23 protein-coding genes and 7 tRNA genes are annotated in these 23086 nt (G+C 67.1%); 11 read left to right on the forward strand and 19 right to left on the reverse strand.

Annotated features, from left to right (window positions below):
• Nucleotides 1–71: 71 nt before the first annotated feature.
• Nucleotides 72–1358, reverse strand: a complete 1287-nt coding sequence (locus EF294_RS00415; RefSeq protein ID WP_123925060.1) for an HRDC domain-containing protein — start codon at nt 1356–1358, stop codon at nt 72–74.
• Nucleotides 1355–1996, reverse strand: a complete 642-nt coding sequence (locus EF294_RS00420; protein WP_123925061.1) for a DUF3000 domain-containing protein — start codon at nt 1994–1996, stop codon at nt 1355–1357. The genes EF294_RS00415 and EF294_RS00420 overlap by 4 nt, the downstream gene beginning before the upstream one ends.
• 131 nt (nt 1997–2127) lie before the next feature.
• Here EF294_RS00420 and hemE point away from each other — a divergent pair, with 131 nt between their 5' ends.
• The 4 genes from hemE (at nt 2128) to EF294_RS21715 (ending at nt 5770) form a co-directional block, all read left to right on the forward strand.
• Nucleotides 2128–3189, forward strand: coding sequence for a uroporphyrinogen decarboxylase (gene hemE, locus EF294_RS00425; RefSeq protein WP_123925062.1), 1062 nt, complete (start codon nt 2128–2130; stop codon nt 3187–3189).
• The gene (locus EF294_RS00430; RefSeq protein WP_123925063.1) at nt 3189–4583 is read left to right on the forward strand and encodes a protoporphyrinogen oxidase; all 1395 of its coding nucleotides are present in this window, start codon (nt 3189–3191) and stop codon (nt 4581–4583) included. The genes hemE and EF294_RS00430 overlap by 1 nt, the downstream gene beginning before the upstream one ends.
• A gap of 64 nt (nt 4584–4647) precedes the next feature.
• Nucleotides 4648–5343 carry a hydrogen peroxide-dependent heme synthase gene (hemQ, locus tag EF294_RS00435; RefSeq protein ID WP_123925064.1) on the forward strand — a complete coding sequence of 232 codons (696 nt, stop codon included), beginning with the start codon at nt 4648–4650 and terminating at the stop codon, nt 5341–5343.
• A gap of 238 nt (nt 5344–5581) precedes the next feature.
• On the forward strand, nt 5582–5770 hold the full coding sequence (locus EF294_RS21715) for a hypothetical protein (protein WP_246007586.1): 189 nt from the start codon (nt 5582–5584) through the stop codon (nt 5768–5770).
• On the opposite strand, the gene msrB is transcribed toward EF294_RS21715, so the two are convergent.
• From msrB to EF294_RS00460, 4 genes are all read right to left on the reverse strand, one after another.
• Nucleotides 5733–6182, reverse strand: a complete 450-nt coding sequence (msrB, locus tag EF294_RS00445) for a peptide-methionine (R)-S-oxide reductase MsrB (protein WP_123925065.1) — start codon at nt 6180–6182, stop codon at nt 5733–5735. The two genes, EF294_RS21715 and msrB, sit on opposite strands and share 38 nt — an antisense overlap.
• Nucleotides 6183–6236: 54 nt before the next feature.
• Nucleotides 6237–7508 (reverse strand): glycosyltransferase family 87 protein, encoded by a 1272-nt coding sequence (locus EF294_RS00450; RefSeq protein ID WP_123925066.1) that lies wholly within the window; start codon nt 7506–7508, stop codon nt 6237–6239.
• An 84-nt stretch (nt 7509–7592) separates the two neighbouring features.
• Nucleotides 7593–9251 carry an alpha/beta hydrolase gene (locus EF294_RS00455; RefSeq protein WP_246007587.1) on the reverse strand — a complete coding sequence of 553 codons (1659 nt, stop codon included), beginning with the start codon at nt 9249–9251 and terminating at the stop codon, nt 7593–7595.
• Nucleotides 9252–9273: 22 nt separating this feature from the next.
• Nucleotides 9274–10038 (reverse strand): pyrimidine reductase family protein, encoded by a 765-nt coding sequence (locus EF294_RS00460; RefSeq protein ID WP_123925067.1) that lies wholly within the window; start codon nt 10036–10038, stop codon nt 9274–9276.
• Nucleotides 10039–10074: 36 nt separating this feature from the next.
• Here EF294_RS00460 and zapE point away from each other — a divergent pair, with 36 nt between their 5' ends.
• From zapE to EF294_RS00475, 3 genes are all read left to right on the forward strand, one after another.
• Complete coding sequence (zapE, locus tag EF294_RS00465) at nt 10075–11088, forward strand: cell division protein ZapE (protein WP_123925068.1); 1014 nt, start codon at nt 10075–10077, stop codon at nt 11086–11088.
• Nucleotides 11089–11231: 143 nt separating this feature from the next.
• Nucleotides 11232–11654, forward strand: a complete 423-nt coding sequence (locus EF294_RS00470; protein ID WP_123925069.1) for a DUF6285 domain-containing protein — start codon at nt 11232–11234, stop codon at nt 11652–11654.
• Nucleotides 11651–12841 carry an acyl-CoA dehydrogenase family protein gene (locus tag EF294_RS00475; RefSeq protein WP_123925070.1) on the forward strand — a complete coding sequence of 397 codons (1191 nt, stop codon included), beginning with the start codon at nt 11651–11653 and terminating at the stop codon, nt 12839–12841. The genes EF294_RS00470 and EF294_RS00475 overlap by 4 nt, the downstream gene beginning before the upstream one ends.
• Nucleotides 12842–12859: 18 nt before the next feature.
• On the opposite strand, the gene EF294_RS00480 is transcribed toward EF294_RS00475, so the two are convergent.
• From EF294_RS00480 to EF294_RS00510, 7 genes are all read right to left on the reverse strand, one after another.
• On the reverse strand, nt 12860–13870 hold the full coding sequence (locus EF294_RS00480) for a phosphotransferase family protein (RefSeq protein ID WP_123925071.1): 1011 nt from the start codon (nt 13868–13870) through the stop codon (nt 12860–12862).
• 71 nt (nt 13871–13941) lie between these two features.
• Nucleotides 13942–14511 carry a GNAT family N-acetyltransferase gene (locus EF294_RS00485; RefSeq protein WP_123925072.1) on the reverse strand — a complete coding sequence of 190 codons (570 nt, stop codon included), beginning with the start codon at nt 14509–14511 and terminating at the stop codon, nt 13942–13944.
• Nucleotides 14512–14747: 236 nt separating this feature from the next.
• Nucleotides 14748–15401, reverse strand: a complete 654-nt coding sequence (locus EF294_RS00490) for a class I SAM-dependent methyltransferase (RefSeq protein ID WP_123925073.1) — start codon at nt 15399–15401, stop codon at nt 14748–14750.
• Between the two features lie 8 nt (nt 15402–15409).
• Nucleotides 15410–16141 (reverse strand): 3-oxoacyl-ACP reductase, encoded by a 732-nt coding sequence (locus EF294_RS00495; protein ID WP_185090888.1) that lies wholly within the window; start codon nt 16139–16141, stop codon nt 15410–15412.
• Between the two features lie 196 nt (nt 16142–16337).
• Nucleotides 16338–16412, reverse strand: a tRNA-Val gene (locus EF294_RS00500).
• Nucleotides 16413–16430: 18 nt separating this feature from the next.
• Nucleotides 16431–16504, reverse strand: a tRNA-Cys gene (locus tag EF294_RS00505).
• 22 nt (nt 16505–16526) lie between these two features.
• Nucleotides 16527–16599, reverse strand: a tRNA-Gly gene (locus EF294_RS00510).
• Here EF294_RS00510 and EF294_RS00515 point away from each other — a divergent pair.
• Nucleotides 16573–16764 (forward strand): hypothetical protein, encoded by a 192-nt coding sequence (locus tag EF294_RS00515; protein ID WP_123925075.1) that lies wholly within the window; start codon nt 16573–16575, stop codon nt 16762–16764. The two genes, EF294_RS00510 and EF294_RS00515, sit on opposite strands and share 27 nt — an antisense overlap.
• On the opposite strand, the gene EF294_RS00520 is transcribed toward EF294_RS00515, so the two are convergent.
• The 3 genes from EF294_RS00520 to EF294_RS00530 form a co-directional block, all read right to left on the reverse strand.
• Nucleotides 16735–16809, reverse strand: a tRNA-Val gene (locus tag EF294_RS00520). The two genes, EF294_RS00515 and EF294_RS00520, sit on opposite strands and share 30 nt — an antisense overlap.
• Nucleotides 16810–16827: 18 nt before the next feature.
• Nucleotides 16828–16901 (reverse strand) — tRNA-Cys (locus tag EF294_RS00525).
• Nucleotides 16902–16923: 22 nt separating this feature from the next.
• A tRNA-Gly gene (locus tag EF294_RS00530) sits at nt 16924–16996 on the reverse strand.
• 244 nt (nt 16997–17240) lie between these two features.
• Between EF294_RS00530 and EF294_RS00535 the strand changes: the two genes are divergently transcribed.
• Both EF294_RS00535 and EF294_RS00540 read left to right on the forward strand, forming a co-directional pair.
• A tRNA-Val gene (locus EF294_RS00535) sits at nt 17241–17315 on the forward strand.
• 507 nt (nt 17316–17822) lie between these two features.
• The gene (locus EF294_RS00540) at nt 17823–19052 is read left to right on the forward strand and encodes a hypothetical protein (protein ID WP_123925076.1); all 1230 of its coding nucleotides are present in this window, start codon (nt 17823–17825) and stop codon (nt 19050–19052) included.
• A 25-nt stretch (nt 19053–19077) separates the two neighbouring features.
• Here the strand turns inward: EF294_RS00540 and EF294_RS00545 are convergent, their stop codons facing one another.
• From EF294_RS00545 to EF294_RS00555, 3 genes are all read right to left on the reverse strand, one after another.
• Nucleotides 19078–19341, reverse strand: a complete 264-nt coding sequence (locus EF294_RS00545; protein ID WP_123925077.1) for a hypothetical protein — start codon at nt 19339–19341, stop codon at nt 19078–19080.
• Complete coding sequence (locus tag EF294_RS00550) at nt 19338–19946, reverse strand: recombinase family protein (protein WP_123925078.1); 609 nt, start codon at nt 19944–19946, stop codon at nt 19338–19340. Before EF294_RS00550 ends, EF294_RS00545 begins: the two co-directional genes overlap by 4 nt.
• Nucleotides 19947–20127: 181 nt before the next feature.
• Nucleotides 20128–21015, reverse strand: coding sequence for a D-hexose-6-phosphate mutarotase (locus EF294_RS00555; protein ID WP_246007588.1), 888 nt, complete (start codon nt 21013–21015; stop codon nt 20128–20130).
• A gap of 630 nt (nt 21016–21645) precedes the next feature.
• On the opposite strand from EF294_RS00555, the gene EF294_RS00560 reads away from it, so the two are divergent.
• Nucleotides 21646–23085 carry a carboxylesterase/lipase family protein gene (locus EF294_RS00560; protein WP_123925080.1) on the forward strand — a complete coding sequence of 480 codons (1440 nt, stop codon included), beginning with the start codon at nt 21646–21648 and terminating at the stop codon, nt 23083–23085.
• The last annotated feature ends 1 nt before the right edge of the window (nt 23086 follow it).

Below are 23086 nucleotides of genomic sequence, written 5' to 3' on the forward strand. Positions count from 1 at the left end.
TCGGGACCGCCTGCGCTGCGGAGACAAGCACTGTCGCGTGGTTTCTTTCGGCGCGAAATAGTCTCGGGTGATCAGCCCGGGTCGGGCGACGGCGAGGTACTCGACGTGGCCTCGTTCAGCGCTGCGGTGATCGGACCGACCGTGAGTGCACGCTGCCACTCGCGGGCGCCGCCGGCCGCCAGTCGGGCGTCGACAGCCTCCTCGGTGATCGGGAGATCGATTCCCTCCCAACACAATTGGCGCACCAGGTCGGGTGCCAGCAGGTTTTCCGGCGGTAGTGTGTGTTTCTCGGCGATGTGTTTGGCCAGCGGCCGGACCATGCTCGCGCGTGCCGCGGCCTCCGGGTTGCGTTGATCCCATCGGCTGATCGGTGGGGGGCCGGTGGCCGGAGTCTTGCGTGGCGGGAGTTCGGCATCGGGCAGATCGCGTGCGCGCAGCAGGGCCGAGAGCCAGATTCCGGCCTGTCGGCGTTGTCGTGGCCCGCCGAAGACCGGCAGGCGGGTGAGCTCGTCGGTGGTCGACGGTGCCGCGGCGGCGGCGGTGATAATCGCCGAGTCCGGCAGCACCCGCCCGGGAGCGACGTCACGTCGCTGCGCGATCTCCTCACGCGCCGACCACAATTCACGGACCGCGGCCAGGCCCCGGGCGGTCTTGACGGTGTGGATGTTGGTGGTGCGTCGCCAGCGATCCGTGCGCGGCGGCGGCGGCCGACGGCGTAGCACATACGCGAATTCCTCGGCCGCCCAGTCGCTTTTGCCCGCGTCGCGCAGTGCCGCATCCATCGCGTCGCGCAACTCGATGAGTACCTCGACGTCGAGTGCGGCGTAGTTGAGCCAATCCGCGGGCAGTGGTCGCTTCGACCAGTCGGCGGCCCCGTGAGCCTTCTGTAACCCGAGTCCGAGGAACTGCTCGACCATTGCGGCAAGATTGACCTTGGTCAGCCCGAGCAGTCGGCCGGCGAGTTCGGTGTCGAAGAGAGTGGTGGCATCGAATCCGAGTTCGCGAAGGCAGGGTAGATCCTGGTCGGCGGCATGCAGAATCCATTCGGGTGCGGCGAGCGCGTCGATCACCGGCCGTAGTGCCTCGGGTTCTTCGATCGGGTCGAGCAAGAAGCTGCCCGCACCGGTGCGACGGATCTGGATCAGATAGGCGCGTTGCGAGTAGCGGTAGCCCGATGCCCGCTCGGTGTCGAGCGCGACCGGGCCGGTGCCCGCCGCCAGTCGTTGTGCCGCATCGGCGAAGTGGGCGGCCGACGACAGGATCGGCGGCACCCCCTCACGCGGAGTCAACAGGGGGGTGACGGGCGGGGAGGCCGACTCGGGCTCGCCGGCGGCCCCGGACGGGTCTGCGTCGCTCACGTTGAGCCGAGTTCGGTGACCCCGACCGGCGGCAGACCCGCGGCCGACGACAACACCTCGCAGAACCCTTCGAGGTGACCGCCGAGTCCGTCGGAGGTCGGCGCGGTCCAGGAGGCGCGCAACTCAAGTTGATGAGCACGTGGGGGGCCGGCGATGTCGCCGTAGCGGACCGATGACGTCGAGGTGACGGTGCCGCCCAGCGCGGTCACCTCCACCCGGCCGCCGGAACTCGCGAGCACACTGCCGTCCGAGGCGGTCTGGCCGACCGGGACGCCGAGCGCATCGGACAACCAGCTCCACGCGACCTCGGGAAGTAACGGGTCCATCGCGAGCGCCGCCTCGACCTCGGCCTGGATGTAGGCGACGAGTCGCATCGTCCCGTTCCAGGCGTCCTGGCCGTCGGGATCGTAGAGCAGGATCAGCCGTCCGAAGGCGCTGCCCTGGCCATCGGCGTCGATGTCGAGGTCGGGAGAGTCCGGTGTGCGCACCTCGGCGCCGACGGCGTAGCTGTAGGGGGCGAGACGCTGCGGCGGACGGATCGGCCCGACCTCGATCTCGCGCCGGATGCGCGCGGAATGCAGCGACTCGACCGCGGTGCGGAAGTCAGCAGGCTCCATCGGAGCTCCGGAGGAGGTCACGCCACCGACGGTATGACGGAGACCACGGTGGGCGTCGGAGGCGCGCCGTGGTGATGGTGACCACCGGGCGCCCGGCGAGCACGCCCGACCGGGCGATGCCGATAGGCCCCCGCATGGCAGAGTGAGCGGTGATGTCGCACGCACCTGGTACCCGCCGCAATCACTCCCGTATGCCGCTCGTCGCCGCCGCACGCGGGCAGTCGCCCGCCCGACGGCCGGTGTGGTTCATGCGGCAGGCCGGGCGATCGCTGCCCGAGTACCGGGCGATCCGCGCCGAGATCGGAATGCTCGAGTCGTGCTTCGACGCCGATCTCGTCTGCGAGATCACCCTGCAGCCGGTCCGCCGCCATGACGTCGACGCGGCGATCCTGTTCTCCGACATCGTGGTGCCGCTGAAGGCGGCGGGGGTCGATCTCGACATCGTCGCCGGTACCGGCCCGGTCATCGCAGCGCCGATCCGCAGCACCGCCGACGTCGAGGCGTTGCCGCGTCTGGATCCATCCGCGGTGGGTGCGGTCGCGCGCGCGGTCACGAAGATCCTCGATCAGCTCGACGAGGCCACCGCGCTGATCGGTTTTGCCGGTGCCCCGTTCACCCTGGCCTCCTACCTCATCGAGGGTGGTCCGAGTCGCAATTACGTCCACACCAAGGCGCTCATGCGCTCCGATCCCGACACCTGGCATGCGCTGATGGCCCGGCTCGCCGACATCACGATCACCTTCCTGCAGGTGCAACTCGACGCCGGGGTCGACGCCGTCCAGGTCTTCGACTCGTGGGCCGGTGCGCTCTCGGAGGCCGACTACCGCACCTTGGTGGCGCCGCACGTCGATCGTGTCTTCGCCGAGCTCGCCGAATATGGGGTGCCCCGAATCCACTTCGGTGTCGGTACCGGTGAGTTGCTCGCGGCGATGGCCGAGCCCGCCGATGTCATCGGTGTCGACTGGCGGGTTCCGTTGGAGGAGGCGGTACACCGCGTCGGGCCGGGTAAGGCGGTGCAGGGCAATCTCGATCCCACCGTGCTGTTCGCCGGCCCCGCCGTCGTCGAACAGGAAATCCGACGCGTACTCGACGACGGCCGTCGGGCCGTGGCGGCCGGCGCGACCGGCCACATCGTGAACCTCGGTCACGGTGTGCTCCCCGACACCGATCCCGACGTGCTCACCCGCGCCGTCGAGTTGATCCACACCCTCTGATGCCGGTGCGGGTCGCGATCGTCGGCGGGGGAGTCTCCGGCCTGGTCGCGGCCTATCGGTTGCGTCGCGCACTCGGCGACGACGCCACGATCGACCTGTATGAGCGGCGCGAACGGCTCGGTGGCGTGCTGCACACCGTCGACGTCGCCGGGCAGGCCACCGACGTCGGAGCGGAAGCGTTCCTCGTGCGCCGGCCGGAGGCTGTTGCGCTGGTTGACGAGCTCGGTCTGGCCGATCGGCTCGTCTCGCCGACGTCGCGCCGCCCGGCGATCTGGTCCGGCGGGCGGCTGCATCCGATGCCCGCCCCCGCCCTGATGGGTATCCCGGCCACGACAGAGGTGATGGCGGGTCTGGCCGTTCCCGCCGACCTCGCTCGCATCGCCGCCGAACCCGACCGTGCCCTGACCTGGCGGCCCGGCGACGACGTGGCTGTTGGTGATCTGGTGGCCGACCGGTTTGGCGCATCGGTCGTCGCGCGCAGCGTCGATCCCATGCTCGGTGGCGTGTACTCGTCTCTGGCCGCCGACATCGGTGTGCGCGAAGCGATCCCGGCGCTGGCCGCGCGACTCGACGCGGGCGCGCCGAATCTGTCGGCGGCCGTCGGTGGGCTAGTCAATCCGGTCGGTACCGGTGGCCCGGTGTTCGGAACACTCGTCGGTGGCTATCGGGTGCTCGTCGACGCGCTCACCGCTGCCGCGCGGCCGGCCTCGCGCACCGATCGACAGGTCGTCGCCGTCCACACCGACGGCGATCGGTGGCGGGTGGGCACCGAGTCCGGAACCGATGCAGACTACGACGGTCTGGTTCTCGCTGTGCCCGCATGGACGGCGGCCCGACTCCTCGCCGGGATCGGCGATGAGTTCGTCGCGACCCTGGCGGCGGTCGAGTCGGCATCGTCGGTGGTGGTCTCGATCGCGTTGGCGCCGGGCACGACGCTGCCCGACCACTCCGGCGTGTTGGTGGCGACCGGAGAAGATCTGCGGCCCAAGGCATTCACGTTGTCCTCCCAGAAGTGGCCGCACGTGGGCGGTGATGGTGCGCCGGTGTCGGTGCGCGCCTCCTTCGGTCGCTACGGCGACCCGGTGGCCGACCCCGCCGACGATCCCCATATCGATGAGTCCCTGCGGTCGTGGGCGCTGACCGATCTGGATCGGATCTGTGCCGACGCCGGGGTGGCCGCCCCCTCGGCGCACGTGCTCGAGGTCCGCGTCCAGCGATGGGACGGCGGGCTGCCCCGTTACGCGCCCGGACATCTGGCCCGGATGGCCGGGGTGCTCGACGCACTGCCGCCGCGACTGGCGCTGGCCGGCTCCTCGTATGCCGGGGTCGGCGTGCCGGCGTGTATCGCGACGGCCGGTCGAGCCGCCGAGGTGATCCTCGCCGCTGTCGACTGAGGGCCCGGATGGGCCTTCCGGCCTGGGTGTCGACGGTCCGGCCTGCGGTGGCACCATGGGGTGCATGAGCCGCTTGGACTATGCCGCACTGAATTCGACGATCCGCTATCTGATGTTCTCGGTGTTCGCCGTGCGCGCGGGTGAGCTCGGCGACGACCGCGACTCGATCAAGTCCGAGGTGACCGGCTTCTTCAAGTCTCTCGACGACTCCGGCGTCGTTGTGCGCGGTATGTACGACGTGTCGGGGATGCGCGCCGACGCCGACTACATGATCTGGTGGCACGCGGAGAAGCTCGAGGAGCTGCAGGCCGCCTACAACCGATTCCGACGCGACACGCCGCTGGGCCGGGCGAGTGATCCGGTGTGGAGCAATGTCGCATTGCACCGCCCGGCCGAGTTCAACAAGAGTCACGTCCCGGCCTTCCTGGCCGGTGAGGAACCGGGCAACTACATCTGCGTCTACCCGTTCGTCCGGTCCTACGAGTGGTATCTGCTGCCCGACGAGGAACGCCGCAAGATGCTCGCCGACCACGGCATGGCCGCCCGCGGCTACAAGGATGTTCGCGCCAACACCGTCGCGTCGTTCGCGCTCGGCGACTACGAATGGCTGCTCGCCTTCGAGGCACCGGAGTTGCACCGCATCGTCGACTTGATGCGCGATCTGCGCGCCACCGAGGCCCGCATGCACGTGCGTGAGGAGACGCCGTTCTTCACCGGGCCCCGCGTCGAGCCGGGAGCCCTCGTCGACGCGCTGCCCTGAGCGCGAACGCACCGCGCCGAGGGGGTAGTCCGGGGTAGTCCCGGTTTCGCGTTCGCCGACGAGCAGATCGCCGAGATTCTCGACGCTGCGCGGACTGGCCCAGCTCGTGTCGGTGGGTGCCTCCGGTCTCGTCGTGACGCCGCTGCCGCTGATCTACGACCGGCCCAACGCCCGACTGCTCGGGTAAATCGCCAAGGCCGACCCGCATTGGCGTGGGGCGACCACACAGACAGAGTCTGTGGCGATCGTCCCGACCTCCGACGGCTACTTCTCACCGTCGCCGTATGCCACCAAGGCCGAGACCGGCCGGGTGGTGCGGACCTGGATCAGAGACCGTGCATGTGCGCGGACGGCTCCGATTCCACACCGAGCACGACTGGCTGCATCCGTTAAGCCCCGCTGTCCTCCGGTTCGAGGGTCAGGCTGATGGAGTTGATGCAGTAACGCAGGTCGGTGGGGGTGTCATAGCCTTCGCCGGCGAACACGTGGCCGAGGTGGCTGCCGCAATTGGCGCAGAGCACCTCGGTGCGGCGCATGCCCAGCGAGTCGTCGGGACGTTCGATGATCGCGTCACCGGCCAGCGGTGAGAAGAATGACGGCCAGCCGCAGTGTGACTCGAATTTCTGCTCGCTGCGGAACAATTCGTGTCCGCAGGCGCGGCAGCGGTAGACCCCGATGCTCGTGGTGTCGGTGTATTCGCCGGCGAACGGCGCCTCGGTACCTGCCTGGCGCAGCACCCGGTACTCGGCGGGGCTGAGGCGTTCGCGCCACTGGTCATCGGTGAGATCGGCCAGTTCGGCCGGGTCCTGCACATGCTTGCGGGCGGGGGTGTCGGTCATCATTCCACCGTACGAGCTGTGACCATCGCCCGCCAGCACGGTCGGCTGGATGGTCTATCGGGTCGCTGATGGGGTCGGGTTACCGACCGGTTCGCGCTGATCGTCGGCAGGCGGCTGCGGCGCCGAGAAGTCTCGCCAGCTACCGGCCACGCCGTCGCGACGCATGTCCAGATATCGGAAGAGCAGCGAGCAGAACACCGCGATCATCAGAAGCGACCACCCCCAGGTGACCTTGTTGTATTCGATCTGCCTGCCGAAGGCATCCCAGCGCACCGAATAGAACGCGTCGAAGGTGAAGCAGCCGTATACACCGAGCCACGCCGGCCAGTTGCGCATCGGTGAGCCAGGGATGAACACGGTCATCAGCAGCGGGAACAACAGCATCGAGTAGTAGCCCTGCCCGAGTGAGCTCACCAGAAAGGTGGTGCACAGCAACACCCCGGAAGAGGTGGCGAGCCACAGTAACTCGTTGGTGCGACGGTAGTAGCGGTAGAGGAACCACAACGCGAACACGGCCATCACCGTGAATGCGATGCGCAGGAGCAGCACGAGCCAATCGGCGACACCGAAGTACGCGCCGTTTCCGCCGATCGAACTGTTGTAATAGTCGCGGGTCTCGCCGAGGTACGGCACCGTGCGCGTGAGGAACGACGTGGGATCGGCCGACACCGGCCACGCCACCAGATTCAGCACCACCGGAATCCCGATGGCGGTCACCAGAATTCGCCATCGACCCACCACTAGTGGCAGCAACAGCAGAGGAGCGAGTACCGGTTTGACCGCCAGTGTCAGCCCGATGGGTACGCCGGCCCACCAGTCTTGTCGGCGCAACATCAGCATCAGGAAGCCGAGGAGGCCCAGCAGGACGAAGGCGTTGAAGTTGGTGAAGATCAGCGTGTGCGCCACGGTTTCGGTGCTGAAGAAGAACAACATCACGGTGGGCATCACCCACGTGCGGGCGCCGAAGCCGAACAGTCGGGTGATGAGGTAGGCGCACACGATCAGCACGACAACGCTGACCGCGATGAACAGCCACCGTGAGCGTTCCGGGTCGATGACCGCCAGCGGGGACATGAGTAGGGTGCCCGACGGCGGATATAGGTAGTGCGGACTGACCGTGTCGAGGTTCTCGCCGTAGACCGCCCGGCGGTTCAGAAATGCCAGGGCGGCGTTGTAGACCGGCTTGAAGTCGTCTGTGCGGTCACCGTTGACCCCGAGGATCACCGACCGCTGGACGATCATCATCAGGGAGATCGGCCACAGCACCATCGGGATGATGCGCTGAGCCGGCATCTGCGGGTAGAGATACCTGTCGAGAATGGCCACCCGCGAACCGTACTACGTGCATGGTGCTGGTCTCGACCGGCCGGTGGTGGTGTCGGTTCCGCCGCGTGCGGGCCGACGGCCGCATCAGCTCGGGCAACCCCGTTCCGCCGGGCCGCCCAGTGTCGCTGAGGCGACGTAGTCGGCAACGGTGTCGGCGACGCAGCTGCTGCGGGCGAGTGCGGAATAGCCCAAACCGTTCCAACTGACCTTGACCGGTGAGGCGGATGCACGAGTGAACAGTGCGCCGAGGGCGTCGGCGCCGGTTCCTCCGTTGATCGGGTCGCCGGGATTGTCGATGATCAGCGGTGAGACCGGGAAACTGCTCGGCGGGGTCACCGCCTCGCCGGCGGACCAGCCGCTACAGCGCATGAGCGACAGCGCGGCGTCGGTTCCGGTGAGCGGATTGTCTTTGGACCAGGTGGTGATCAGGCTGCCGATCTCGTTCCGGCTGACCGGTCCGGTCACATCGTTGCAGCCGCCGACGATCTGGCCGTCGGTCAGGCGCAGCGACTGTGCCTGACCGACGAGGTTGGACAGTGCGCCGGTATCGCCGCGATCAGCGGCGGCGATCGCCGAGGCAACGCCGCCGATGCCGTCGGGTGAATTCGCGGCGAGTGCGAGGCCGGTGGTGATCCCGGCGAGCGCCTGGGTGTCCGAGAGCGTCCCGAGATCGCCGTTGCGTCCCTTGTTCAGGACGTCGGCGATGGTCGAGACCCCGCCCGAGCCCAGGGCGCACGCGCTGCCCAGAGCGGCGCAGCGTTGGGTGAAGGTGGCGAGCGCGGCCTGGACGCCGGTCGCGGCGGCGGCGGCGGCGTCGCGGGCGTTGGCGCCGAACGGGGTGGGGGTGTCGAGAACGATGCGCCCCGACCGGCCGCCGTAGAGCGAGGTGTAGCCGATGACGACGTCGGAGCCCTCGCCGATCCCGATCAGACCGAGCTGGGGAACGCCCCATCGCTTGCGCAGGGTTTCCAGGTCGGAGGCGGCCGCCCCGACACCGAACGCCAGTTGGTTGGGGGCCAGGGTCTCGGTGCACGAGTCGGCGGCGTCGGAGGCCGCAGACGCGAGCTCGCCGATGCGCCGATCGTCGGACGCTCCCCGAATCAGGCCGTTGTCGGCGTAGGTGGCGCGGGCGGCGCGGGTCAGACAGTCCAATGGTGTGCTCTGCGGGATTCCGCGCCGGTCCACGGCCACCACCGGATGTGTGTCGAGCAGGCTGCGTCCGGCGCCGGAGGCCAGCAGCAGCAGTGCACGCGAGGAGGGCATGTCGGTCCCGGAGGTGAGGACCAGGGGTGCCGCGTCGGCGGGCGTCGTGGGCGAGGTGATGCGGGTCAGGGCGAGCGAGAGCGTCGTCTGCGACCGGTCCGCGTCGACCGGGGAGGCCAGCGTGGCGCATTGCACGGCCAGCCCGGTCGGTGGGCGTGTGCCGTACTCGTCGGAGACCTTGGCCGCACAGTCCTGCCACGGCAGGTCGGTGGCCGGGGCACGCAGCTCCGGTGCCTTCGTCGGGGCACTCGACGACGCGGGCGCGGTCTGACCACCGCTGCCGCCACCGCCCGGCACGAGGGCCGGACCGGGATCGGGGCCGATGGCGCACGCGGAGATGCCGAGGGCTACCGCGGCCAGGAGAGCCGCGACGGAGACGCCGTACCGTCGCCAGGCCCGGCCGCAGCGTCCCGTTCGCGCTCGCGCCGGTGCGGTGTGCGACCGTCCCCGGAACACCGGGCCACGTCTTGCCAAGGCCATGTCGGCGAGCGTAGCCAATCGCTCAGCTCGCGCGGGTCCAGCGGGTGTAGACGTACCCGTCGTCGTCGGAGAGGAGATGGCCTGGGCGCATCTGCGCCAGCTCGGGCAGCGCAGCGGCAGTCACGATGCGCGCGGTATTGCCGGCGACGATCGTCGGACTCGTCGTCAGGCATAGTTCGTCGAGCAAGTTCTCGGCGACGACCGCCCCGAGGAGGCTGGGTCCGCCCTCACAGAGCACGCGCGGCAGCCCGAGCGCGGCAAGGTGATCGAGCACCCGACCGATGCGGACGGCTTCGCTACCACAGTCGACCACCGTCGCCCCGCGATCGGTCAATGCGCGACGGCGCTGCTCCGGCGCGTCGGAGCAGGTGAGCACCACGGTCGCGGGATCGGCCAACGGCGGATAGTCGGGGTCGATCGACAGTGAAGTGCTGATCAGGGCCAGCGTCGGGGCGGGCGGTTGGCCCCGGTCAGCGCGCATCGCGCCGAACGCCTCATCACGCCTGGGTTGCCGATAGCCCTCGGTCAGCGCGGTGCGGGCGCCGACCACCACGACGTCGGCGAGCCCGCGCAGGAGGCGGAAGATTGCGCGGTCGCCCGGGCCGCCCAGGCCGCCCGAACGGCCCTGCACCGAGGAGGCGCCGTCGACGGAGGCGACCATGTTGGCCCGCACGAACGGACGGTCGAGCGTGTCGGGGTAGGGGTAGAAGCGCGCGAGTTCGCGCAGATTCTGGGTCTCGTCGGGCGCTCCGGATGTGACCTGAGTCGCTTTATGCTGGTAGAGCATCATTCCTCATGGTCGGCAGTGACTAGGCTGCCCACCATGGTGGCACGTCTATCCGACCGGAATCCGGTGGTCTCTCCCGAGCAGCTGATCGAGGAGATGGTCCCGCCGTCCACCTTCGACTCCGTGAGCTTCGATTCCTACATTCCCGACCCCAATGAACCGTCGCAGGCCGAGGCGGTTGCCAGGGCCCGTGACTTCGTCGAGCGAGCCAAGAAGTCGCGCAGCGGCAAGAAGGGGTTGTTCTCCCGCAAGCAGACCTCGCAAGGGGTGGGCCTCTACCTCGACGGTGGGTTCGGCGTCGGCAAGACCCACCTGCTGGCGTCGATTTATCACGCCATGCCCGCTCCGAAATCGTTCGCCACGTTCGTCGAACTCACCCACCTCGTCGGAGCCCTGGGCTTCATGAATGCCGTCGAGCGACTCTCGGAGCAGAACGTCTTGTGCATCGACGAGTTCGAGCTCGACGATCCCGGCGACACGATGATCGTCTCGCGGCTGCTCACCGAACTCACCGCCAAGGGCGTCTCGATCGCCGCGACGTCGAACACGTTGCCGGGTCAGCTCGGCGAGGGCAGGTTCGCAGCGCAGGACTTCCTGCGCGAGATCAAGAAGCTGTCCGCGATCTTCGAGACCATCCGCGTCGACGGCCCCGATTACCGCCATCGTGACCTGCCGCCGGCACCGGAGCCACGCTCTAGCGAGGATGTTGCCGCACTCGCCGAAGCCACCGAGGGGGCGACCTTCGACGATTTCGATGAGCTCTGCGCGCACCTGGCCAAGCTGCATCCGTCGAAGTACAAGGAACTCGTCGACGGCGTCTCGCTGGTGTGTATCAGCGGGGTGCATCCGGCCAAGGATCAGTCGGTGGCGTTGCGGATCGTGGTGCTCGCTGACCGCCTTTACGATGCGAACATCCCGGTGACGGTGTCCGGCGCCAAGCTCGACGAGATCTTCACCGACGAAATGCTGGCCGGTGGTTACCGCAAGAAGTACCTGCGGGCGACGTCACGTCTGTTGGCGCTGTCGCGATTCGCCGAGTCGGCGGTGTGACATAAGCGGTTGACACAGGCCGTAAGGGGAATCAGATCGGAACATTTCTCCGGAATTGTTCCAGTGTGTCGTTGACCACACCCCGTCGACGTGGCTAGCATGGCATCAGCCTGGGTCCACCGACGGGGAAGAGGTCGAAGGCGTTGCAGAACAAGGATTTCGAGCACGCCGAGGCCGTAGAAGCCGTGACCGGTGGCTCGTCAGTGGCAGCGTTGTCCGCTGACGACTTCTACGACCTGCCCACCATGACCGAGCTCCTCGAGTCGGTGCGGGAGTTTTTGCACGGACAGGTGATGGCCGAAACCTCCGGTAGTACCCGCTTCCATGCTCGTGTCGCCGGCAATGTTGTGGCCATCGTCGAACGTCAACTCGCGGCCGGTGCCGGGCCGGCGCAGCGCTTTCACGCCGACCTCGCCACCTTCGGCTGTGCCGACGCCACCGAACTCGTCGCAGGGTTACGCGAAGGACGATTCGCACCCGAGGATGCGAGGATTTCCGCAGTGCTGCGCGCGGCGGTAAAAGCCAAACTGCGCGTGGACAATCCCTCTCTGATCGGAGATGCATGACCTTCGAAGTGCCCGCGCGCGTGCGGCCGCTGCGCGATGCGGTGTACGAGTTCATGGTCGAACTCGTCGAGCCGCGCGAGCCCGAACTCGACGCCGGCGGCCCCGATGCCGACGCGATCATGGCCGAGCTCCGTGCCGAGGCCACACGCCGAAACCTCTGGGCGCTGGGGCATCCGGCCGAGATCGGTGGTGGTGGTCTACCGTTCCTCGACTACGTTTACGTCAACGAGGTCCAAGGCCGCAGCGAGTACGGGCAACTGGCGCTGGGGACCTGGACCCTGCAGGACTCGATCATGCTCAACCGCCACGCGTCCGCCCGGTGGCGTGATTGCTACCTCGAACCGCTTGTGCGGGGCGAGATCTCGCCGAGCTTCGGGATGACCGAACCCGACGTCGCCGGATCGGACCCGACCGGACTGCGCACCACCGCGGTCCTCGACGGCGACGAATGGGTCATCAACGGCCGCAAGTGGTTCACCACCGGCGCCGCCCAGGCCGCCTACACCACCGTGATGTGCCGTACCGAGCCCGACGCCCCCGGCCATCGGGCGTTCTCCATGATCATCGTCCCCACCGATCACCCGCGATACCGGATCGTGCGTGACACACCGGTTCTCGGTTTCGCCGGGCACCACTTCGAGGTCGACTACGACGACGTGCGGGTGCCCGCGGAGAATCTGCTCGGCGAGCGTGGTAATGGTTTCGTCATCGCGCAGGAAAGGCTTGGGCCGGGACGCATTTTCCATGCGATGCGCTGGCTCGGTCAGGCACAACGGGCCTTCGACCTCATGTGCCACAGGCTGATCGGACGCAGCGCCTTCGGCGAACCACTCGCCGACAAACAACTGATGCAGAAGCATGTGTTCGACTCCTACACCGAGATCCAGGCCAGCCGTTTGCTGACGCTCAAGGCGGCCGAGCAGATCGATCGCGGGGAGCAGGCACGCGTGGACATCGGGGCGGTCAAGGTGTTCGGTGCGCACATGCTGCACAACGTGATCGACCGCGCAGTGCAGGTGTACGGGGCCGCGGGCGTCACCGACGACACCCCGCTGGGCAAGATGTATCGCAACGCCCGCTTCGCGCGGATCTACGACGGCGCCGACGAGGTGCACATCTCCACCGTGGGGCGGCGCATCCTCGCCGAGTACCGCAACGGCGGGAATTGGGAGTTCGGGCTGCGTTGAGGGGACTTGCCTTTCGCCTCATCCGATGAGCGACAACAGTTCCCACTCGTTCTCCGACACCCGGCGGCCGATAGCGGCCAGTTCTACCGAGCGGCTGGTGCCCGTGCGGTGCCGTTGGGTCTGGTGCAGGCAGATGATGCCCCAGCGCAGCGTGCCGTAGACCTGCCACCAGAACAGCGCGTCCCGGTCGACGAGGGCTCCGCCGGCGGCCTCGTAGGCGCCGATGAACTCGTCGAGCCCGCCGAGCCCGCCGACCATCCCGGCGCCGCCGAATCGCCAGGCTTTCACGCACATCCAGGCGAGGTCCTCGAGCGGGTCTCCGATGTGGGCGAGTTCCCAATCCAGCACCGCGGCAAGTCCATTGCGGTCGACGATCACATTGCCGATACGGAAGTCGCCATGGGTGACGGTGCGTCCGGCGGTCGGGGGTCGGTGGCGTTCGAGCCAGGACAGTGCGAACTCGAAGGTTGGGAAGACCCGGTCGGCGGCGTCGAGTTCGGGACGCCAGGAGGCCAGTGGATCGTCCTCGGGCAGCCCGCGAACCGCGTCGATGTCGATCGAGTGCACGGCCGCCAGCGCTGCCCCGAGCTGGCCGGTGAGCGCGGCGCGTGCATCAGAAAATTCGTAGTCGCGCAGGATCTTTCGTGGAATGGTTGCGCCGTCGATGTGATTCATGATGACAAAATCACCGCCGATGTCGGCGTGGTCGGTGCCCTCGGCGATCACCGTGGGCGATGGCACCCCGACGGCACCCGCAGCGCGCATGAGCCCAGCCTCGCGCGGCAGCGACGACGCCTCGCGTCTCCCCGGCGGATCCAGCCGCAGGACCAGCGCCCGTGATTTGCCGTCGATCGTCGCGACGAACGACCACGTCTGCCGGGAGGCCCCGGCCGGAATGCGCACGAGATCACCGATCTCGATCGATTCCGCGCCGGTGGTCTCCCGCAGAACGTCGGCCAGGCCCGCGGCGACCCGGTCATCGGCGTGACCCGGTCCGGGGTCGGGAGTCGTTGCGGCAGAGGAGGACATTGGTTGATTCTAGAGTCCGGTGCGGCCCTGACGGCGGTTATCGGGGGATCAGTGCGTTGGCCTTGTTCGGCTCATCTGTCCAGCAGTCGGCTCCGCACGGGTCGGCTCAGCACGTAATCGAGTTCGACGCTGCCGTTGAGGTCAAAGGTCTTCACCCCGACACGGGTGAATCCCATCTTGGTGTAGAACCGTTGCGCCCGAGCGTTTTCCTGATTGACGCCCAGCCAGATCGACGCCGCGCCGCGAGCCCGGGCACGTTCGACCGCCGTCTCCATCAACAACCTCGACGGCGACTGCGTGCGTCCACGCGCATGATGATCGGGCAGCACATAGATCTTGGAGACCTCCGAGGATGGTCGGTCGGTGATGACTGCGGCGACGTCGGCGTCGGTGGGTTCGCGGTGATGCACAAGGGCATAGCCGACCGGAATGTCGTCGTCGGTTCGCGTGAGCAGCACGTCGGACTCGGGCGCGTCGATGTACCTGGCGAAGTCGGCGGGGGCGAGGTTGTCTCGGATGAATGCGTCGATGTTCGCCGGCGCTGAGTGCGGGGGACAGGCCAGGGGAAAGGTCGCGGCAGCGACGGCTGCCACCTCGGCGGCGAACCGTGGATCGGTGATCACCTGAACGGTCACCATCATGGGCTCAGGTTGGGCAGACACCGGCTAACCACTCCTTTCGGGCGCCACGATGGACTGTACGCGACCGGGTCCGGGCAACGGGCAACCCCTTGCGCGGGTTCTCCGCGCAAGGGTCGACTTGCTCAGGCTACTTCGTTCCGCAGGTGCAGTTCTCGCCGCACTTGCAGTCCGGGCCGCAGGTGCAATCGGGGTTGTCGCAGGCGGGGGCGCTTATATTGCTCATCATGCATACAACTCTAGACCGCGGTACGACCTGAGACTAGCGGACCTAGGTCGGGCGGAACGGCCACCACGAGGTGTACCTCCGGAAACCGGTGTCCGGGCCCTGGGCGGGAAACGGTGCGCCACAACTCGACGAAACCGGCGGCGACGAGGATGCCGGCCAGTGTGTCGGGGTGCCAGCGCCAGGCTCGTGCCACCGCGTGGTCGAACTCGTGTGTTCCTTGCTCATCGGAGCTTTGCGCCGCGACCAGGACGAGTGCGTCCGGTGGGAGTCGACGTCGCCAGGAGGCGAGGACCTCACCGACCTCGTCGGGGGAGAGGTGGATCAGGCTGAAACGCGCTACCAGTGCGTCGACCTGCGATAGGTCGATGTCGGCGAGGAGTGCATCACCCTGCCAGAAGTCGATGTGCGGGTGGATCTCCCGAGCGATCTGAAGCATCGCCGAACTGGGGTCGACGGCGCTGACCACACAACCTGAGGCTGCGAGATATGCTGCCACGTGGCCGATTCCACATCCGACGTCGATGACCCCCGGATACTCGGCGCGGGTGCGCGCGGTGTGGATGAAGGCGTCGGCGACCTGCTTTTCCAGTGCAGTGGTGAAGGCCGTGGGGAACGCCGTCGCATACAGCGATGCCAGTGCGTCGTAGCCGGGTTGTGCGGTCACTGTGCGGTTCAGTTCTTGACGAGCGCGCCGTCGACGATCGGGTTCTGCCCGGTCACCGCACGTGTCCATGGTGAGCGGAAGAAGAGCACCGCGTCGGCGAACTCGCGAGGTGTGGTCACCGACCGCCGCGGAGTGGAAGCGACGATCGCGTCGGTGGTGCACAGCAGGCCGCCGGGGACCATGGTGACCGAGATGCCGGCGGCGGCGGAGAGCGTGCGCGTGAGGGCAGGCAGTGCCGCCTTGGCGGCGGTGTAATCGTGGTAGGGGACCACCGGGTTCTGCACCAGATTGGTTCCGATGGTCACGATGCGACCCGCCCCGCACGCACGCAACCCGGGTAGAGAGGCTTGCACGGTGGTGAGCGCGCCGCCGACGATGCCGCACAACTGTGCATCGAGCTCGGCCACGGTGAGGTCGTCGGCGTGGGATCGCGCGTCGCCGTTGAACGAGTAGTCGGGCAGCGCGTTGGTGACCACCGCCGTGATCGGATGATCGAAATGGTCTGTGGCCGAATCGATCATGGAGTCGACGGCAGCTCTGTCGGTGATGTCGGCGGCGATCACCACCGCCTGGTCACCGATCTCGTCTGCCAGGGTCCGCGCGGCGTCGGCGCTGTTGCGGTAACCGATGACGACCCGTGTGACCTGGCCGGCGGCCGCGCGGACCATCTCGGCACTGAGACCGCGAGCACCGCCGGTCACCACGACCACGTGATCGGAGATCAGAAGTGCGCCAGACATGACCATCCCTTCGCCAGTGCGAACTAGAGCAGGTTCGACGGGTCTGATCTCAGCCGGCGGGGCTGTCGGCGCCGGTGTCCGAGAGCCATCGGAGCGAATGTGCGATCGTAGGGCAAGAATCGGGGCCGTCGACGGCCCGCGGCGGGTGGACATCAAACGACCAGCTGTGCAGCGGGTCGTTCCGGCGGGCTTTGCGTGGTGCGCGATACAAGGATTGAACTTGTGACCTCTTCCGTGTCAGGGAAGCGCTCTCCCACTGAGCTAATCGCGCGGGATATGAAATTGGTGGTGGAGGTGGCGACGGGAATCGAACCCGTGTGCACGGCTTTGCAGGCCGTTGCCTCACCACTCGGCCACGCCACCCTATGCGAGTTGCCCCGCGCCGAGCGGATGACGGGATTCGAACCCGCGACCCTCACCTTGGCAAGGTGATGCGCTACCAGCTGCGCTACATCCGCACGCTCGTCGCAGTGGACCAGGCCACTCGCAACGTGCTGCGCAACCATATTCGATCGTTCACCGATACACCAAATGCGCAGGCAAAAAGAGTCGCGACGAACAAAAAGCCCGCCGGGGTTCCGGCGGGTTTCTCGTGGTGCGCGATACAAGGATTGAACTTGTGACCTCTTCCGTGTCAGGGAAGCGCTCTCCCACTGAGCTAATCGCGCGGGATATGAAATTGGTGGTGGAGGTGGCGACGGGAATCGAACCCGTGTGCACGGCTTTGCAGGCCGTTGCCTCACCACTCGGCCACGCCACCAGAGGCGAGTCGGCTCGCGCCGAGCGGATGACGGGATTCGAACCCGCGACCCTCACCTTGGCAAGGTGATGCGCTACCAGCTGCGCTACATCCGCATGCTTCGCGAGCGATCTTGTGGACCGTTGTGCTCGCGATGCGGGACAGAACACTATCCGAACGTTACGGAGTTACCAAATCGCCTGGTCGGGGGGATCTGTGGGTGTCGTCGTCGCCAGACGCGGGGTGGGGGATCGGTCCGGTGAGCGAGGATGACACGAGTGCACTGTGCGATTTTGGCAACGGGGTGACCGGCGTGTAATCTTCTGCCTCGTGCACCGGCGTCCCGAGCGCCGGAAACACGGTCCCGTGGCTCAGTGGAAGAGCGTCCCGTTCACACCGGGGAGGTCGCTGGTTCGATCCCAGCCGGGACCACCAGGTCACAGCGTTACCTCGCCAGGCCCGGGCCGTAGTCGGCACTCTCGAGGTCGGGTTGCCCCGTGCATACCGCTTCACACTTGCGGTGTAGATGCGCGAGTGGACACTTGGCTCTGGGCGACTCCGATGGCCGCCGCTTCGAGCTGTTCCCAGCCTTCTACGCATGTGACCTCGTCAGCAGCATAGTTCATAGCGTCGACTCGATTGTGGGCTTACCTCTCGGATTCCGGTCTCTGCGTCGCCGTAAGGATATTGCGCGTGGACTCGATCGCTGCGATCCGCAGCAGGTTCTGTTCACCGAGCCTGTTGCCCGATATGTGTGGTTTGCGGTCCGGTGAGTCAATGATGGTGGTCGGTTTCCGGCGCGTCATCCGACATTTCCGGGTACGCGACATAAGCCCTCAGAGCCGAACGGGTGTTCAGACCGGGGTCGGCGCGATGCGTGGAGGGCGATCATCGGTTGTATGGACATCTCCGTCGTCCACACCGAAAGGATAAGGTCAGCGCATGCTCATCAGTGAAAACCTGTGGCAGGATCTGCCCAACGAGGTGGCTGCGGCGGTGTTCGCGCCGTGGCCGAATGTTGTTAGCCGGGGGCGTCGTCGGGCTCAAGAAGCCGATGAGCCCGCAACCATCGACGAAGGCTGGGACCGGTTCGCCTACATCGTCACGTGTCTCGCCCAGGGCAGCCGGTCCATGAGCGCGAACATCCGAGTTGACGGTGGATGGACGCGCCCCGATGTCGAACTACCGCAGGTCGTCGACGATGTCATCGACGAGGCACACGCAGGCATCGACGCGGAGAACTTCCCGGCCGCGATTATCGTGTGCGCGGACAGGACGACAGGAACCGCTCGCCGCACCGTCGTGACTGGACCCGCCGTCTGGCGATGGTCTGTCGGGATGCGTGGTGAACTCGACGCGTACCTGGCGGATCTGTTCGGAGAGGTTGTTGCGCAACCTGATTCCGAGTGGGAGCCATTGAGCGTCGAGCACGTGGTGCGGCCCGGTGTGCTGGCGCGATTGCGTGCGTCCGCGCTGACCGCGGAGGGAATCGAGGTCACGGTTCCCTCGAGCGTCACACCGTGGGGTGACAACCGGTACCTGATTCTTGACGACGGTCCGGGTGTCGCCGGCGACATCCGGATCTGGCCCGAAGGGGCCAGCAACGACGTCCAACCGGTACGTGTGCGCGTCGAGTGTCTGGAAGCGCAGGATGTGTATCCGCCTTCGCGCAGCACTGGCAAGTCGACGCAGGATCTTGTCGGTGGATGGCGCCTGCAAACCGTCGAGGCACTCGAACTCGACTGGAGCGAGGACCTTGCCGAGGACGCGAACGATCGATGGCTCGACGGACAACCCGATCTCGCGGGCGCGGTGCGCAGTTCCACAGCTCCCATCGAGGCGCCGTTCGCCGTCGAGCTGACGATTCGGCCCGACGGTTCGTTTTACGAACTCGCCGACGACACCGACGACGAGATCCCCTTCTGGTCCGGAGAGGCGGCACTCGAAGGACTGGGCTACACCTTCAATGGCTTCCTCGGAACGCAAGATGGCCGCGACTACGTGTTGGACTACGAAGAACTCGGGTACCCGCCGACGGTCCGCCGATGCGATGACATCGAGATCGTCGAAGAACTTGTTCGCGAGGGCACCACTTTGAACCGCATCCAGAACGTGATCGTCGATGGCATATATCGGTATCGGGTGATCTTGCGGTACTTACTTGCTTCGTGACGGTTATCTGCGGCCGGTGTGGAACTCAGCGCCGAGGATGCCGACTGTATCCGTATAGCGCTGCGCGATAACCACGTTCGTAGCTTTGGGTGATCTGAGGGATCTCGCCGTCGGCCAATGCTGCCGACGCGTGGTTGGCGGCCCAAGCCCGCGGCAAGGACGCGAGGTAGTCCGATGCCTCGTCGTATCCGCGCTGGAATTCCGCCTCGTCGAGAGTCGGGTCGCTGATCGCCGATTCCGGCGGAATGGCGGTCGGGAAGGCGAGTACGCGGGAGTTGCTGGTGGTCATCTGGTGGTCCTCTTCTCGGCGAGAGTTCGGTACAGGGTGGCGCGGCTGACCCCGAGGGTCGTGGCAATCATCGGAACGGGATTCCCGTTGTCCCGCATGCGTTGTGCAAGTTCGACCTGGTCGTCGGTCAGCACCCGGGGGCGTCCGAGCGGGGAGCTGCCGCTGTGTCCGGACGGCCGGGGTGGGGTCCGTTGGCGGGTCCGGGCGGCCTCGTCGTTCACCACGGCCAGCGAGGCGAGGACGCCGACGAGCGTCGCTCCGACGTCGTCGTCGGTACGCAATCGCTCGCGAATCGAGCGGACACCGATACCGCGGTCGTCGAGTGTGCGCACGGTCGCGAGTAATTCGGCAGTGCTGCGTCCGAGTCGGTCCATCCCGACAACCACGATGGTGTCACCGGGGCGGGCGTAGCCGAGCAGCGCGTCGAGCCCCGGGCGGTGTGCGGTGGGGGAGTCGTGGCGCGAATGGTCGGAGTACACGCGCTCCGGACTGACGCCGTTGTCGATGAGCAGATCGATCTGCTCATCGAGTGCAGGGGAGTCCGAACTCTCCCGCGCGTAACCGAGGAGCATCCCGGGGTGCGCTCCCGGATCGGTGGTGGGCATGCCGACGAGGGTATCTCAAAAGTATTGCTACTGAGATGAGGCGCGCGGTGAGATATGAGACTGCCTCAGCCGATGGCAGCTGTCTGTTGGACAAATTTCGTCCAAACGAAGGATTTCGAGGTCACGGGACCGTGCCGAAGGCCCAACCGGTTATGAGACGAGCAAGATTCGAGACGCAGATTTATGAGACGGGCGCGACGGAGATTGTCTGCCACATGGAGTGGGTGGCACCAGCGTCAATCTGGATGACATCAGGACCGGCATTGGCTATCTCGACACACACGAACTCGCGCCAGTGTGGACCGACGTCGGCCATGCCCTGGGCGACCTCCGCGCCGGGATTCCAGACGACCGCCGTGCGCGCCTGGCGTCCCTGGATCTCGATCACCCGATCGAAGCCGGGGTCGATGATCCGGTAGGTGCCGCCCGCGCCCGGGTACAGTCGGTCGCTGCGTGCGGGGGAATCCGGCAACGTCCATTCGCCGTGCTGCGGATGGATCGCGCCGCCGTCGAACTTGTCGGCATAGGTCAGCCCGGCCAACCCCTCGACGCGGACATCAGCGACGTCGGAGACGCGAAAGTAGTTGTGCAGCGCCTCGGTGAGCCGCGCAGTCGTCGCACCCGGGTTGTGGGTGTGGATGCCCTGCTCCAACGTTGCGCCGACCCGCACGGTCATCGACAGGCGCAGGCCGAGGTGATCGAGTCCTTCGGGCGCCAGCGAGACCTCGACCTCGCCGGTCTCGGCGACCACGGATCCGGTGATCGCCCATCGTGCGGTGCGCGCGTAACCGTGCGAGGGAACGTCGCCGGTCTGGCCCTCGCGTGCGAAATACGGCCAGCAGACCGGGATTCCGCCGCGGATGGGCGTCGGCAGATCGGCCAACACCGGGGACACCCACACCACGTCGTGGCCCGTTCCGACGGGGCGGAACGACAGCACCTGCCCGCCGAACACCGAAATCGCCGCCCGCGCGTTCGGCGTCTCAATGAGGTGGGCGTCGAGCCCGTGAACAGTGCCCGGACGGATCTGCCGGGAACGGTGGGAGGAACTCTCGCCCGATTCGGTCACCGGACCAGCGTGACACATCGTGACGATCCATCGACCGATGTGGCCGACGCCGGCCTACCGGGCACTGTCACACCGGAGGGCTGCGCGCTGCCGGTGACCGGTCGTCGTTCTGAACCAGCAGACGACGTGGCCGTCGGCGCCGCGCATGACGGCTTTGCCAGTTCACTCCAGGGTTGGTTGCTGGCGGGTCGATCACTCGATCGCCTTGCGTGTTCCACGCTGCCACGGTGGCGTGGAGGTCGTCGATCGCGAAGGTGATCGCTGCCGCAGTCATCACCACGCTCCACCGGATCCTGGTGCAGCATCACCGGGAGAGTCCCCGGGAGTGGAGGACGCGACGAAGTCGGTGGTGCCGGTGGAGGACGCGACGAAGTCGGTGGTGCCGGTCATCGACCGCCCGCAACGTGTCGCGGTAGAAACGCAGGGCATGGACGAACTTGGTGGTGGACACCACTATGCAACCCATCTGGCAAGGGCTGGACGCCGGTGATGTTGCCGCTACGGAGAGGACACTTCAGGTGATTGCCGCGCGGAGCAGGGCGCTCCTGGACTGACCGGCACTTGCCGAGATCCGGAGGGCTCCCCGCGATGTCCGCCGATTTCACGGGTCACGGCGTAGCGTCGGCGGGTATGACCCGCGTTGATGTTCACGCCCCCGTCGTCTCGATCGCCGGCGGCGCAGTCTCCGGCAGCACTACCGATGGGATCTCGGCATTCCTCGGAATCCCTTACGCCGCACCTCCGGTCGGGCCCGATGCGTTTGCCGCACCCAAGCCTCCGCCATCGTGGGACGGCGTTCGGGACGCCACCGCCTACGGCCCGACCGCACCGCAGGCGCCGTATCCCGCACCGATCGCTGCACTTCTCGACAACGTCATCGTCGACGGCGAGGACTACCTGAATCTCAACGTCTGGACCCCGGACCCGGGCGGCGCCGGACTGCCGGTGATGGTGTGGATCCACGGGGGCGCATTCACCCGTGGTTCTAATCGGATCACGATGTACGCCGGGGACACCTTCGCCCGCGACGGCGTCGTCTGCGTCGGAATCAACTACCGGCTCGGCACACCGGGATTCGCCTCGGTCGCCGGCGCTCCGGAGAACCGCGGACTGCTCGATCAGATCGCCGCATTGCGGTGGGTACGCGAGAACATCTCCGCTTTCGGCGGCGACCCCGACACCATCACCGTCTTCGGCGAGTCCGCCGGTGCCATGAGTGTCGCCTCGCTTCTGTCCTCGCCGCGGGCGGACGGATTGTTCGGGCGGGCGATCATGGAGAGCGGCAACGGCAATGCGGTCGCCGATCCCGCCGATGCGCGTAAGGTCACCGACCGACTTGCGGCGCTGCTGCGCGTGGATGCCACTGCCGATGCGCTCGGTCAGGTCTCCGGCGACGAACTATTGAAAGCGCAGACCAGGGTCGCACTCGAACTCATGCTGGCCCCCGATCCGCAGGTCTGGGGTGAGTCGACCGTGAAGGTTGGCCTCGGCATCATGTCGCAGTTCCCGGTGATCGACGGCGACGTGGTCACCGCCCGGCCGGTCGACGCCATCGCGGCGGGCGCCGGAGCCTCGGTACCGCTGCTCGCCGGCTGGAATGCCGACGAGTTCCGATTCTTCATGGTGGCCACCGGTGGGGCGTCGGCGGTCACGGAGGAGGGGGCGGCGGTGATGCTCGGCTCGACCGACGGTGGCGCCGAGTTCCTGCGGAGCCGCCTCGATGCGGGCGTCAGCCCCGGCGACGCGTTGAGTGAGGCCCTGAGCCGCGCCGCGTTCTCGGGCCCGACCACCACTCTCGCCGAGGTGCGTAGCGGTGCTCGGGGAGAGCCCGCCTCCACCCATCTTTACGAGTTCGGATACGAGAGCCCGCAGGGCGACATCCGCGCCGGGCATGCGGTCGAGATCCCATTCGTCTTCGACCACCTCGACCAGGCGCACGCACTCGTGGGACCCGAACCCGACCAGCGGATCGCCGACGACATGCACGCCGCGTGGGTACGGTTCGCCACCTCGGGCGATCCCGGATGGTCCCCGTACGCCGAGGGCGACGAGATCCGTCGATTCGACTGAC

It is taken from the genome of Gordonia oryzae (assembly GCF_003797185.1).
Lineage (GTDB): Bacteria > Actinomycetota > Actinomycetes > Mycobacteriales > Mycobacteriaceae > Gordonia > Gordonia oryzae.

Bases quoted from the DNA above. Each gene is read 5' to 3' on its own strand.
- EF294_RS00460 (WP_123925067.1), bottom strand. From the start codon at position 10,038: ATGCTCTACCAGCATAAAGCGACTCAGGTCACATCCGGAGCGCCCGAC.
- msrB (WP_123925065.1), bottom strand. From the start codon at position 6,182: ATGACCGACACCCCCGCCCGCAAGCATGTGCAGGACCCGGCCGAACTG.
- EF294_RS00430 (WP_123925063.1), top strand. From the start codon at position 3,189: ATGCCGGTGCGGGTCGCGATCGTCGGCGGGGGAGTCTCCGGCCTGGTC.
- EF294_RS00485 (WP_123925072.1), bottom strand. From the start codon at position 14,511: ATGATGGTGACCGTTCAGGTGATCACCGATCCACGGTTCGCCGCCGAG.
- EF294_RS00455 (WP_246007587.1), bottom strand. From the start codon at position 9,251: ATGGCCTTGGCAAGACGTGGCCCGGTGTTCCGGGGACGGTCGCACACC.
- EF294_RS00475 (WP_123925070.1), top strand. From the start codon at position 11,651: ATGACCTTCGAAGTGCCCGCGCGCGTGCGGCCGCTGCGCGATGCGGTG.
- EF294_RS00545 (WP_123925077.1), bottom strand. From the start codon at position 19,341: ATGACCACCAGCAACTCCCGCGTACTCGCCTTCCCGACCGCCATTCCG.
- EF294_RS00560 (WP_123925080.1), top strand. From the start codon at position 21,646: ATGACCCGCGTTGATGTTCACGCCCCCGTCGTCTCGATCGCCGGCGGC.
- EF294_RS00480 (WP_123925071.1), bottom strand. From the start codon at position 13,870: ATGTCCTCCTCTGCCGCAACGACTCCCGACCCCGGACCGGGTCACGCC.
- EF294_RS00540 (WP_123925076.1), top strand. From the start codon at position 17,823: ATGCTCATCAGTGAAAACCTGTGGCAGGATCTGCCCAACGAGGTGGCT.
- EF294_RS00550 (WP_123925078.1), bottom strand. From the start codon at position 19,946: ATGCCCACCACCGATCCGGGAGCGCACCCCGGGATGCTCCTCGGTTAC.
- hemQ (WP_123925064.1), top strand. From the start codon at position 4,648: ATGAGCCGCTTGGACTATGCCGCACTGAATTCGACGATCCGCTATCTG.
- zapE (WP_123925068.1), top strand. From the start codon at position 10,075: ATGGTGGCACGTCTATCCGACCGGAATCCGGTGGTCTCTCCCGAGCAG.
- hemE (WP_123925062.1), top strand. From the start codon at position 2,128: ATGTCGCACGCACCTGGTACCCGCCGCAATCACTCCCGTATGCCGCTC.
- EF294_RS00515 (WP_123925075.1), top strand. From the start codon at position 16,573: ATGCGCTACCAGCTGCGCTACATCCGCACGCTCGTCGCAGTGGACCAG.
- EF294_RS00495 (WP_185090888.1), bottom strand. From the start codon at position 16,141: ATGTCTGGCGCACTTCTGATCTCCGATCACGTGGTCGTGGTGACCGGC.